Genomic DNA, 13342 nt, shown 5'->3' on the forward strand with positions numbered 1-13342 from the left:
TTATGATCAATTAATTTTTTGGTATTCTATATCCTGTGTTTTTGGTTTAAAATGAATTTCGACATTAAAACTTTCAATGTTACTCTCGTTTGAACTTTCATCAATAACTTTGAAACTAACGGTTGAAATACCTTCCGGGAAAGCATATCCACTGGGATCTCCATCGCTATCATCTCCAAAATCAACCAGTGTAACACTATTGTGTACTATCCGATATTCCACAATTAGATTGGCATTGGAAGTGCAGTTATCGTAATACGAGGTTCCTGGTAATCCAATGTTGTTAACTACATAGGTTCCTGTACCTGGGTCATCAACACATCCAATAATCACATCACTTAAAGGTTGAATGACTGGCGCTTCATCATCTGTCACTGTTACATTCATACTCGCCTGAGCAGAATTGCCGGCTGCATCTGTCACTGTCCATGTAACAGTTGTGATTCCAGAATTGAAACTGACATTATTAATTGAGTTTATTCCCGTTGTAGGAGAAGAAGCTGTTGTAGCACCAGACAAAGTCCAGGTTAAGGAAGCGACAGAGCAATTGTCACCATACATTGGATCAGGTATCGAAATATCTGCTGAACATGAAGAAGCATCGGTCGATGTTGAAATATCTGCAGATGCTGTAATTGTTGGCGGTTCTGATTCGGTTACTGTAATATCAAATGGACAAACAGCGGTATTACCGGATACATCAGCACATGTAAACCTCATGTGATGAACACCAACTGAAAATGAACTTCCCGGTGCAGGCGCAGGATACCAGGTCGGATCTCCTTCGTTTTGCATCTCACCTTTTATCTTTGGACCTTCAAATTCAATGATTGCCCGGAGAGTACTATTATTGTATCCATCATTCCACTCGCCATAAAAGTCATGATAATCTGATTTATGATAATCATAAACAAAATTCCAAAGTTCAGCCCAATCTTGGTCTACACCTCCGTTTACAAGATCATTCGGCTGATCGCCGATCAGTGTTCCTGTTGACCAATTTGTATAAGTTACCGGTTCACCGGTAACCCATTGCCAATCACCTTCATTTTTTGCATCTGAAAACCCAATCCAGTATTTGTAATCTGTACCAGAAGTAGTATTCAAATAATCCCAAGGAGTCTTTTTTACTAAAAAGTCCAGTTCTCCTTTTGAACTTATTGTAGCCAAATGTCCGCCAACTTCAAGGGCTTTCGCTTGTGCTTCCTCCGGGGTCATCTTGGAATCCGACAAATAGAAGCTATGTCCATTATACATCCCCAAAAAAGAAAACCCTCCTATTGAACCTGCGTAGGCACCAGAATTATCGGTTGCTATTGGAGTATTGTACCAGACCGTAGCGGAACATTGACCGGGATCGGCTACAACCGTAATATTGGAAGAACAATGAGTGAAGTGTGGTGCCTCTGTATCCGGAGCCACAGTAATTGTAGCAGTTCCGCTCAAACTAGATGCTGGGAAGTAATCTCCATATTGGTCTCTTACACTAATTATTGAATAAGTAGTTGTGATGGTAGGCGAAACCGTAATTTCAGAACCACTTGTATAATTATTCAACGTATAATTCCGATTTCCATCGGTGTAGACAACCGTGTAGGTATTTGTCTTGCCAATTACTGTAATAGCAAGACTTGCTGACCCACCATACACTATCGTTGCATCTCTATAAATCTTAGCAGAAGCTGGAGCATCTAACTTATGAAGATTGTCCACATTAAAGGTAGCAGGAGGATCCACCGTCATACTATTGTTAACAGTCACATAGATATGCGCCGTAACCTGAGCACTATCTGTAACAATCAAATTATAAAACGTAATATCTTCCCAACGTGGACCGGTGATCATCTGAATATCTCCAGAAAAAACAAAAGTGCTGTTCCCAGGATCAAAAGTCCCCCTTTCCATATCCCAGGTACTACCATCCATTGTAATGGTACTATTCTGAGCATAGATATTTCCCGCTACGGTTACATTCTTCCCAAAATAAACATCCCCACTTCCGCCATTTAGAGTTCCGCCTCCACTGAAAGAACTATTATCATAGAAGTTTACTGCTCCACCTGTAACATTAAGGGTTCCCCCTCCCGTCATACTCGAACTTCCATATATATTTAAAGTTCCATTATTCAGATTAAAGTTCGCTCCACCCTCCATTGTAAAAGTCACACTAGATGTGGAGGTTCCCACGTTTACAACTCCAGCACCACTCACATTAATATCGGCCTGAAGATCTAAATTACCAAGGAAATCAATTGTTCCGGAATTCAGATCGAGTTCACCATAAACCGATGAAGCTGAATTGACCGTTAAATTTCCATCTCCCATATCAATCTTGCCTCCATCCGGTATTGCAATTGTCCCTGTAGTAATCGTACCAGTTGTAACTGTCAGAACACCACGAACAGATAAACTTCCGCCAACCGTCAAGTTTCCTGCCCCCAAAGACAACTCAGTTGAAGAATTTAACAATAAATTCCCCGACACATTTATAGTAGAATTACCTATTACTGTAACAGTATTTGAAAAACTCCTACTTTTTATAGTCAATGAAGCGAAAGAAACATCTGTACTTATAACGGGCTTATAATGTCCAGAAGCAATATCAGCAATGATCACATCGTCTCCCGGACCCGGCACTCCGTTATTCCAGTTCGCAGGGTCTGTCCAAGAACTGCTGACCGCTCCAGTCCATTGCGTCGATTTTCCATAGACAAAACCGGAACTCAACACCAATAAAAATATCGAAATGGTAAAAAGCTGAAGGGAACGACGAATAAGAGAAGTTGGAAAAGCTTTCTTTGGAGCATTTGAAGAGAAAAAGGAACTAAGCGCTACCCTAGAGTAACTCTCGAGATCTTGATGATCGTAAGCAGTCGGACTGTGCTTACGACAGCATACGAATCTCTTTACCGATATGTCAATCAGTTGATGTAACAAGTGCTCCTAGTTTTTGCCTTTTTATTCCTAATCCACCGCGTTAACCAAATTCTCAGAAATGTGCTCAACAATTCTCTGGTTTACGCAAATGTTTAATTTGTTTAATGTCCGAAAATCAGACACTTTTTTTCACAAAACTCAAACAGCATTAATTATCTTAAAATGTGATCATTAATACCATTGCCCTTTTTACTCCGCTGGTAAAATTATTAAAAATTGTTAAACAAAGCAGTGCCCCCGATATAATAATCGATAAACATCTCCGTTATGTCGCCCAACAAGACGCATAATGGATTGATTTTCTGACGATTGCTCTAATTCCACCATTGTTAATTTTTTTTACATTTTAACATCTGTTCATTCGGGTTTTGCGTAATTAAATTTATCATATAATTATATATGATTTTCTGACCAATCCCCAGCTTTGCTTCTACATCATATAAAGGGACTTAGCAAGCAAGTCAATTGCTCACAAAAATTTGAGAAACCTTCGTGAATGACTATCGTTACCCAAGAACGTTTACTGGCATCAAAAGACCTTTCCATCTCGTTCATAGTCTTTTCAAGCAGTAATAAAATAACGGGGTTAATGATCGAATATTTTGTGGAACCATTTATTTAGAATACAAGAAATCCCAATTCCAACCTGTATCTGGCTTTTAGAATTGTAGAACAAGACGCGAAATCACTAATCAAACATCTCACTACTAACACAATAAAAAATTCACAAACGACAAACCTGTTAATTTTTTTTACAATATCTTTAAACTACCTGCCAACAGGTTATCAGTCCATTATGTTAAGATAAACAGATTGAATATTATTAAAACGACCTACAAAAAACAGGAAAACGAAAAATCAGGTAATAAAATATTCAAAGAAGTGTTTGTCTGAGAAAGAGTAAACAACGACAAAAAGGGAACTTTCACGCCCCTATAAACTGGAAATAAATTTCGACTAAAAAGGAAGAGGTAAGTTTATTAGAAGGAACAATGCCTCATAAGCGATTGTGAAGCAGTCGATTTAACAGTTCGTCTTTGTATTTCGAGGAAACTTTCAACATTTCCCCGCTCGTCATTTCGACCATACCGCCCCCCGACTTCAGGTAGCGGACAACGTTTTTCAGGTTAATCAGATGACTGCGGTGAATTCGGGAAAAGCCATGGTGAGCCAAGAGATTTTCGAATTCCATCAGCGTCCGGCTCACCAATGTTTCGGTTCCGTCTTTGAAGAAAATACGGGAATAATTGCGCTCGCCTTCGCAACGCTCAATGTCATCAATCCGCACAATCGAAAAGCCATTTAGTTCGGGTAGAGCAATGGTGGCATTGGCCTCTTCTGACGAGCCAAAGAGGTTGTCGCGCATGGCCCGGACCCGCGGCAACGTAGACGCCGTGGAAACCTGGTTAATCCGGTTCAGCGATGCCTTAATATCGTCGGGAACGATTGGCTTCACAATGTAATCGAATGCCGAATATTTAAAGGCCTTGATGGCATACTCGCTATATGCCGTTGTGAAAATTAGTTTGAAGTCGGAATTCTCAAGTTTTTCGATCAGGTCGAATCCTGTACCATCCGGTAGTTTGATATCCAGGAAAACCAGGTTAGGATGCACACGGTTAATCAATTCGAAACCAGAAGCAACAGAATCAGCTTCCCCCTCGAGAATCACATTCTCAAAACATTTCTCGAATGTCTTCTTCAAAATCGTCCTCGAAAGTTGATCGTCGTCTATGATAACCGTTCGCAACATGAGTTCTTTATATCAACTGTACGAAATTCAGAATAAACCTCGTAAAAGTATAAAAACACAACATATCAACACGGAAACAGGGACGAAAGTTTTACGGAATTATGTTCGACATGAAATAAGGCACTCCCCTCCTGAACCATCCTATTTCAGGTTTCAGGTTGCGCTACGATTGTTAGAAAAAAGACATCAGACATCAGACACCAGACTTTAGATTTAAGACCTAATCTCCTACACTGAATACCATAAATGTCTTCTTCCTTTAACCTATAAACCTGGCAACTTTAACCTTATATTCCTGTTCGGCATAAGATGAAGTTCTCTCTTCCTTCGCGTGTTTAGGCTTTGCGGCCTCTGCGTGGTGAATTTACTTTCCTTGTAAACCGCGGGACGATCAAACAGAAAAAATCAGATTTCTTTGGAATTCACAGTCACGATGTATCGTAACCCTACACCGAGGGACCTTTTACTTAAACCATCCATCCGGTCGAAACGTTACTCACTAGCCGGATGAAATACCGACTTGAAAAATTTACCATCTTTGCACAAAATTAAAAGCATGTCTTTAATTCTGAACCTGGAGTCCTCAACCGAAGTTTGTTCTGTTTCCTTAGCGGAGAACGGTCGTATTCTCACTTTTCGTGAAAACAGTGATGGTATGAATCATGCCAAATTATTGACCGTGTTTATTGAAGAAATTTTCAACGAGTTGAAATTAAAGGCTGAGCAGTTGGATGCTGTAGCCGTATCGGGAGGGCCGGGTTCCTACACGGGGCTTCGAATCGGGGTGTCAGCCGCAAAAGGTATTTGCTATGGCGCCGGAATTCCGTTGATTGCTCTGTCTTCGCTGGAATCGATGGCCAATCATGTAGCGGCTCATCTTTCGGATTATAACCTTCCTGCTGATGATTTGCTTCTGTGTCCCATGATTGATGCCCGGCGGATGGAAGTATATTCCGCCCTCTATTCCACCGATGGAAAACAAGTCCGGGATATTTCTGCCGACATTATCGACCACCATTCCTTTCACGAATATCTGCAAAAAGGCCCTGTTGCATTTTTCGGAAACGGAGCGGAGAAATGTAAGCGGGCCATTCAGCACCCCAATGTCCTTTTCCCCGAAGAAATTACTGCTTCGTCGAAACACATGGCTGCGTTAGCTGAAAAGGCCTTCCGGGAGAAAAACTTTGTCGATGTGGCTTATTATGAACCTCTTTACTTAAAAGACTTTATTGCCACTGTTCCCCGGAAAAACATCTTTGGAAACCAGCAATAAAAGACTATTGGAAGAGTTTTAAGTGTTAAGTGCCCAGAAGATTGCCATCTTCCGACATCAAAAGGAAACATTAATTGGGTTTCATGCAGGAATTTTCCGAATCAACGCACCCATTGTTTCTTAAGAGTAAGAGATTATCAGACAGGAGGACTTAGACTTTAGACCTTTTTATTATTCATTGCTTTAATTGTTCCTGTTGTTACTGTGGTTCCTATCGTTCGGCTTCGAGGAATGATTCCGCGTTGCGGTCTCTGCGTGGAGCCTTTTATATATTCCTCGCAAAGAGCGCTAAGAACCACAAAGTCCGCAGAGATTTATCTAATTTCAACTTCATGACTTTAAAACCCGGAAACAGTCATTTGCCTATCGTATCATGCCCATTTTCCAAAACCACGCCTGCTTTTACTCAAAACCACACGTGGTTTTCGACAAAACCATGTGTGATCCTGATCAAAACGACACGTGGTTCGAACTAAAACCACCGCAGGTTTTGTGGTGACCACCTTTTTAATTCCCTGCAAAGAGCGCTAAAACGCCCCAAAGCCCCCAGAGGACTTCTTTTCAATCACCGTAAAACGCACCATTCCTGCTAGATAGCTTAAAATAATTTCTCATCTTGATTTTCAATTCTTTGCCTGCTCCGCGAATTCAAACTTTGCGGTCTCCGCGTGGAGTCTTCAATTAGTTCCTTGCAAAGAGCTCTTAGTCGCTCAACATACGCAATATGAAACACTTCCCTATCTTTCTCATGCCCTTTAGGAAAGTTTCACTAAATTTGCGGCCTGACAGATCCCCGGAAATCTGGGGAAGTAAGTAATAATCATTTATTTAAATACATTATAATGGCAACTACTGCAGATTTCCGTAACGGATTGTGCATTGAGTACAACGACCAGTTGTTCCAGATTGTGCAGTTTCAGCACGTCAAACCAGGGAAAGGATCGGCCTTTGTTCGTACCAAACTCAAAAACCTAAAAACCGGTCGTGTTATCGAAAACACATTCAACTCCGGAGTGAAAGTGACCGTGGCCCGCATCGAGCGTCGCCCTTATCAATTCCTGTATAAAGATGATATGGGATTCAACTTCATGCATACCGAAACATTCGAACAGGTGATTATCCAGCCTGAGCTGGTAGAAAACGCCGACCTGTTGAAAGATGGCATGATGCTGGAGATCGTGTTTCATGCCGAAACCGAAACTGCATTAAGCGTTGAACTTCCTCCGTTTGTTGAACTGGAAGTGGTTTACACCGAACCGGGTGAGAAGGGCAACACGGCTTCTTCTACCGCATTGAAACCTGCCGAAATGGAAACCGGCGCTACCATTATGGTTCCGATTTTCATCAACCAGGGAGATATTCTTAAAGTGGATACCCGCGACCGTTCTTACTCAGAACGTGTGAAGAAATAAGAAAAGTTCCAAATGGAATTCTGAATCCCGGTCAACCACGGTTGTCCGGGATTTTTTTATGATGAACAACTGGCAGTAAAAGGATTATTCATTAAATTGCCCAATAATTAGACAATTACTTGTTTTTCCTGAATGAAATCAACTTTTCATATGAAAACCCGGATGCTGAAATATATTCTAACAATCATCTTTAGTTTAATCTCGTTTATTGCTTTTTCACAAACGACTTACTACTATACAGCTAATTCCGGCCTTTGGAGCGACAATACAATATGGGGTACCAACATTCCTCCTGCACCTGACGCGACCAATACAGTAACTGTAGGAAACGATCTAACTATCACAGCCGGAGATACCGTTACCTCCTACAGTAATCTCTCCATCAGTGGAAACGGGACCATGTTGTACATTAAAGGAGTGTTAATCATCAACGGGGATCTTGCTCTTGGCACTAACAAGGAAGGAATTGATATTGCATCTGGTGGTATGTTGATTGTACTTGGAAATTTTAGTGCAGACGATAATAAATTCTCAATTGCTTCTGGCGGCTATTTTTACGTTCAGGGCTCTGTTACTGTTTCAAAAAACACACAAGCAACAGTGACAGGAGATAGCAATATTTATTTTGAGACAGCTCCAGTGGGAGATTGGCCAACAGGAGACACAGGTGATGGCCTTCCAGGATATAATTCAGGGTACACCACGGATCCGACCAACAATCCTTTACCAACACCGATTCAGGATGCAATTGGGAATAATTGTATCAATGTTTCTCCAACAACTGTTGATGGATGCATCAGTAGCGATCAAACCTCATTCACGTTTACCATCCCCGACGCCACTAATGGATGTTCCGGCCAACTATATTATCGGGTTATTCGCGACTATAACACAGGCAGCCAAACGATTACTCTCGACTACACGCAATATACAACAAGTCAAGACCTAACAATGACCGAAAATCCAACTGGTTACTCATATTCTGTAGTATTTTACAGAGGTAACAGCATTACTGATCTATTGCCCGGTTTCAAAGAGGTTCCTATCATTCTTTCCAATACTCCAACAACTGGAACCATCACGAAATAAAATTGTACATATAGAAGGAGTCCAATACGTCATTTTAAGGCACTCTTTGTATAATGCCTGTCGTGGGAGCCGACGAAACATTAATTGGGGAAGTTTCGTCGTAAAATGCTGCGCCTAAAAAATACCAACGCCCGATCAAAGTTCCTCCGTCATATGCTTTTTTTAATTGTAAGTACGCATTTATTTCTGTTACGCCCGAGGTCGTATCCACAAGGACCAAAGGACTAGCTAAATTAGGCGATGTAATGAGCATCTGATAAGAAAACCAGAAAGACAGTAAGTTCTTCCATTGTATATAGACAATATCTCCATCACAACCTGATATTTGATCTGACGGCAGAATAAATGATTGAGTAGCCGAATAGGTGCCATTTAGCACATTAATGGGATCATTAGGATCGGTAGGAAGTGTTTCATAAATTGTTCCTGAAACAGATGTACCTGTAATACCACCTGTGGCAAAAACTCTTCCTCCTCCCTGAATATCGATATTATCGTGCCCCTGACTATTTGTTATTGTCAACAGTCCCGTTATCAGCAAATCACCACTAACCAGTACCACTTGATTAGGATTATCACAGGTAAAAGTCCCATAAACAAGCAAACTACCGCCTCCATTTAAGGTTATTTGACTTTTGTTATTGTCCATATAGACATTCCCGTAAATAACGAGAATGTCATTCACCGTCAAAGTAATTTGAGCCGTTAAATGAAGGTCGCCGACCAATACAACTTTATGATTAATTGTTGCATTGCTGTTCAGATTCAGATTGTCCGGAGCAGTTCCGCCCCAGGTCGCTCCGTCTTGCCAGTTTCCGTCCGCAGTTGTCGCAATTTGAGCCGACGAGACCCCTGTAAAAAACAGAAACACAATTAGTAGTAAAGTACGATTCATTACTATAGAATTAATCTCGGTCGAAGAAGTCGTTTGCGAAACAATAAAAGCATGTTCAGCAAAAGCATGTAGCCTATCTGCCTTATTAACGAATAATTACGTTGTTTATTGCCGACATCTTTCGGGAAAGAACAATCCTGGTTCTAGCCTTTAATCTTATTAGATTCCTGTATATCCAGCACCACAATCAGCGCAAAACTCATCCAGAAAGGAATAGCGGCATTGTCCATATCGAGGAAGTTGTTGAGAAAGCTATGCACAAAATAGGTTGCAAGGGATAAGACCGCTGCCATTGACAAAAGTCGTGTGCGGGAATCTTCCGTTCGGGAATACAGTCGGATACCTGTGTATAAAATAGAGACAATCAGTGACAGGAAAGCGAGTAATCCCAATAAACCGGAAGATACCAACGCCCCAAGGTATTCACTGTGGGCATTGCCCCAGTCGCCTGAATTGGTACTGATAATGGTTCGGAATTCCCGAATCTGAAACGGAGCATATTTGAACTGATACGTATTCGGTCCCCATCCAAAAACCGGCTTTTCCTTAAACATTTCCAAAGCGCAGTACCAGCGATTCAACCGTTCCACGTTCGATGCATCGGAAGTAATGTTGGTCATCGATTCCACATGTTTCACCATGTTGCTCGAAGAATCGGTCTTGTTCGTTTCCAGCTTCAACAGAATCTGTGTCCAAAATGTGAACAAGATGACCACTACGGCTACGGTCGTGAAAAGAAGATGGGTGAACCGAATGCGTAACTTCATGATGAGCCAAACAACGGCAGCAACAGCCACACTTAACCAACTGGCTCGTGAATAGGAGAAAACCAGGCCGGCAACGAAGAGAGGCAGGAGCATAAGAAACAACAGCCGTGTTTTCATCCTGCTTTCGCGATCAGCGGCAAAAGCCAGCAAATAGGGAATCATCATCGCTATGACGGCACCGTAAACGGTATGATCGTTAAAAAAAGGCTGGGGAACTTTATAAGCAATCTGTTTATTCCATAAACCATAACCAATGTGCTTCCTGATGGTCAGAATGATCACGATGACCATTCCCGCCAGGAAAAGTAACCACAACTCCCTGACCGATGAAAATCCTCTTTTCAGGTATTGTGTTGCCATCAAATAAGCAGCACTGATGAACCAGGCAGCCGCCAGAAAAGCTTTTAACGAAACCAGCGGCATCGTAGAGGTAAAACTAGTCAGCAACATCCATCCGAGGTAGATTCCAATCATCAACGTAACAGGGTGACGCCACACCTTCCGGTCAAAATCATTCTCCATTAAGAGCCGCAGCACAAATATGCCTAGTAATCCAAAGAAAATGGGTTCCGATGGCAGGCTCATATTGATGGTTGAATCCGGATAAAATGTTGTTAACGGGATGGAAAGTGGTGTCAAAAATATGACCAGCCGAAATAAAACATCCAGACGGTACAAAGCCAACAGCACCACACCCAAAGCCAAAGGCAACAGGATTAGTACCCGGCTCTCCTTCACAATCAACAGATAAATATTGGCCGCAATAAAAAGAAGCGACACAATGTAAAACAGAGCAAGTTTTATGTGGCTGACGCGTTCCACCCGATGCTACGATTTTTTCCGATCGACTACTGCGATAACGACGGTTCCAATCAACAGGGCAAACAAAACACTTAGCAAAACAATGAGGGTTCGCTTTGGCCAGTATTTCCGATCGGCCGGGAAAGGTTTTTGGACAACCCGCGCAAACCTGGCCTGTTTGTTCGACTGGGAAAGTGCCCAATGATGATACGTTCGCAGCGAATCGATCTCTGTATTGCGCCCTTCCAGCTCTTCGCTCATTTGCCAAAAATGGATTCCCTTTTGGCCTAAATTCTCCAAATCTTTCTTAACCTCTCGGGATGAAGGAGATGACACTCCTCCTTTGACAACCGCTGCCATATAACCCCGGGTTACCTCCTTCACCTGCTCCAGATAGTCAAGTAAACCGGTCTTTTTGCTGTATTGTGTCAAATCTTTTACCAACGAGTCACGCTGATGCACCAGATTTTTGAGCTCCATACCGCTGGTTTCCGCATATTCTCTATACCTCTGGCGGTACACGTGCAACATTTTACTGTCGCAAAACGATATCAGCGAATCCACCATGTCAGAGGCTCGCTGTGGCTCTTCGTCGAGAATACTGATTTCGACAGCCTGATATTCGGTCTTCCGGATGTCCACATTTTTGTCATATCGGTCGAGCACGGTAGACCAAAAATAGGGGTAGTCCTTTGATACCCGGTAAGCCTCACCCAGGTCAAAAGTTTCTACCATACGACGCTTCAAATCGGTCGAATTAAAAAACTCCAGCATCTGCTCGGTTTCCGATTCATCGCTAAAAGTCCGGACATCCAGCATGGGATACACTTTGGCTGTTGAACGGAATTTGGGATGGATAAACGTCGGACCGGTAAAAATGGCGGCCAACACTGCAGCTACAACAGCAATAATTCCCAAATGGAGTTTCCACTTCAGGAGCAGTTGCAACAGACGGCGATTGTCGAAATAATTTTCCATGGTTAGTTAACTGAAAGTAAAACGGGCCTTGTCATTCACAAAGGAAACGAACAAGACCCGTCAAAAATTATCTAATATCATGCTGTTCAGCAGAAAATAACAATTATCCTGCTATAATCAGGAAGTAATTCTTCTTCCCCTTCTGCACCAGCAAATACTTTTCTCCAATCAGCGACGCAGCATCCACGGTTGCATCGTCGGCCGCCACTTTCGATTTGTTAATGCTCAAACCGCCTCCTTTGATGGTCCGGCGCAACTCTCCTTTCGACGGGAAGACCTGCGTATGCTCAGCCAGCAGATCGATGACGCCAACACCTTCGTCAAACAACTTCCGGTCGACCGGGAATTGCGGAACCCCTTCAAAAACCGAAAGAAAGGTATCTTCATCCAGCTTGCGCAATTGCTCTTCCGTCCCTTTTCCAAACAGAATCTGCGACGCCTCAACAGCCGCATCGTAATCCGCTTCGGAGTGAACCATGCAGGTAACCTCTTTAGCCAGTGTTTTCTGCAAAATGCGTGTGTGTGGCGCTTCCTGATGTTCCGCTACCAGCTTCTCAATTTCTTCTTTAGGCAACAGCGTGAAGATTTTAATGTACCGCTCTGCATCTTCATCCGAAGTATTCAGCCAAAACTGGTAAAATTTGTAAGGTGACGTACGCTTCGGATCGAGCCAAACGTTGCCCGATTCGGTTTTTCCAAACTTTTTCCCGTCGGCTTTGGTAATCAGCGGACAAGTAAGTGCGAAGGCCTCTCCTCCCAGCTTTCGCCGGATGAGTTCGGTACCGGTAGTAATGTTTCCCCACTGATCGGAACCGCCCATCTGCAGTTTGCAGTTTTTGGTCTCGTATAGATGGAGGAAATCGGTTCCCTGAACCAGCTGATAGGTGAACTCGGTGAACGACAAACCCGATTTGCTGCTTCCGTCGAGACGCTTCTTCACCGAATCCTTCGACATCATGTAGTTCACGGTGATGTGCTTTCCGATATCCCGGATAAACTCCAGAAAGCTGAATTCCTTCATCCAGTCGTAGTTGTTCACCATCTCGGCACCGTTCTCCGCTTCGGTACTGAAATCGAGGAATTTGGCCAGCTGCTCTTTCAGGCAATTCTGATTGTGACGCAGGGTCTCCTCATCCAACAGGTTTCGCTCCTGCGATTTACCCGATGGATCACCGATCATTCCGGTCGCACCCCCCACCAACACAATCGGTTTGTGGCCGGCCACCTGGAAATGTTTCAGCATCATTACTCCAACCAGGTGACCAATGTGCAACGAATCGGCCGTCGGGTCGATTCCCACATAGGCCGTGGTCATCTCTTTCTCCAATTGTTCTTCCGTACCGGGCATCATGTCGTGAATCATGCCCCGCCAGGTAAGCTCATTTACAAAATTCACTGGTATATTTTTTAGTCCGTTAAATGTTCTGTTTGTGCATT

At 42.8% G+C, this 13342-nt stretch carries 9 protein-coding genes; 3 read left to right on the forward strand and 6 right to left on the reverse strand.

Annotation, left to right across the window (positions count from 1 at the left end; all coding sequences use genetic code 11):
- Positions 1-6 precede the first annotated feature (6 nt).
- Both CLV93_RS03295 and CLV93_RS03300 read right to left on the reverse strand, forming a co-directional pair.
- Positions 7-2937 carry an HYR domain-containing protein gene (locus tag CLV93_RS03295; RefSeq protein ID WP_146141938.1) on the reverse strand — a complete coding sequence of 977 codons (2931 nt, stop codon included), beginning with the start codon at positions 2935-2937 and terminating at the stop codon, positions 7-9.
- Positions 2938-3934: 997 nt separating this feature from the next.
- On the reverse strand, positions 3935-4690 hold the full coding sequence (locus CLV93_RS03300; protein ID WP_106540717.1) for a LytR/AlgR family response regulator transcription factor: 756 nt from the start codon (positions 4688-4690) through the stop codon (positions 3935-3937).
- 556 nt (positions 4691-5246) lie between these two features.
- Here CLV93_RS03300 and tsaB point away from each other — a divergent pair.
- The 3 genes from tsaB to CLV93_RS03315 all read left to right on the forward strand — a co-directional run bounded on the left by tsaB (position 5247) and on the right by CLV93_RS03315 (position 8464).
- Positions 5247-5963, forward strand: a complete 717-nt coding sequence (tsaB, locus tag CLV93_RS03305; RefSeq protein WP_106540718.1) for a tRNA (adenosine(37)-N6)-threonylcarbamoyltransferase complex dimerization subunit type 1 TsaB — start codon at positions 5247-5249, stop codon at positions 5961-5963.
- Positions 5964-6805: 842 nt separating this feature from the next.
- Positions 6806-7375 carry an elongation factor P gene (gene efp / locus CLV93_RS03310; protein ID WP_106540719.1) on the forward strand — a complete coding sequence of 190 codons (570 nt, stop codon included), beginning with the start codon at positions 6806-6808 and terminating at the stop codon, positions 7373-7375.
- 150 nt (positions 7376-7525) lie between these two features.
- Positions 7526-8464, forward strand: a complete 939-nt coding sequence (locus CLV93_RS03315; protein ID WP_106540720.1) for a hypothetical protein — start codon at positions 7526-7528, stop codon at positions 8462-8464.
- Positions 8465-8498: 34 nt separating this feature from the next.
- Here CLV93_RS03315 and CLV93_RS03320 read toward each other — a convergent pair whose 3' ends face one another.
- The 4 genes from CLV93_RS03320 to tyrS all read right to left on the reverse strand — a co-directional run bounded on the left by CLV93_RS03320 (position 8499) and on the right by tyrS (position 13301).
- The gene (locus tag CLV93_RS03320) at positions 8499-9359 is read right to left on the reverse strand and encodes a hypothetical protein (protein ID WP_106540721.1); all 861 of its coding nucleotides are present in this window, start codon (positions 9357-9359) and stop codon (positions 8499-8501) included.
- A 143-nt stretch (positions 9360-9502) separates the two neighbouring features.
- Positions 9503-10948, reverse strand: a complete 1446-nt coding sequence (locus CLV93_RS03325; RefSeq protein ID WP_106540722.1) for an O-antigen ligase family protein — start codon at positions 10946-10948, stop codon at positions 9503-9505.
- A gap of 6 nt (positions 10949-10954) precedes the next feature.
- A complete protein-coding gene (locus tag CLV93_RS03330) occupies positions 10955-11905 on the reverse strand; it encodes a GumC domain-containing protein (protein WP_106540723.1) in 951 nt (316 codons plus the stop codon).
- 103 nt (positions 11906-12008) lie between these two features.
- Positions 12009-13301 carry a tyrosine--tRNA ligase gene (gene tyrS / locus CLV93_RS03335; RefSeq protein WP_106540724.1) on the reverse strand — a complete coding sequence of 431 codons (1293 nt, stop codon included), beginning with the start codon at positions 13299-13301 and terminating at the stop codon, positions 12009-12011.
- Positions 13302-13342 lie beyond the last annotated feature (41 nt).

The sequence above is a fragment of the Prolixibacter denitrificans genome (assembly GCF_003014495.1).
GTDB lineage: Bacteria > Bacteroidota > Bacteroidia > Bacteroidales > Prolixibacteraceae > Prolixibacter > Prolixibacter denitrificans.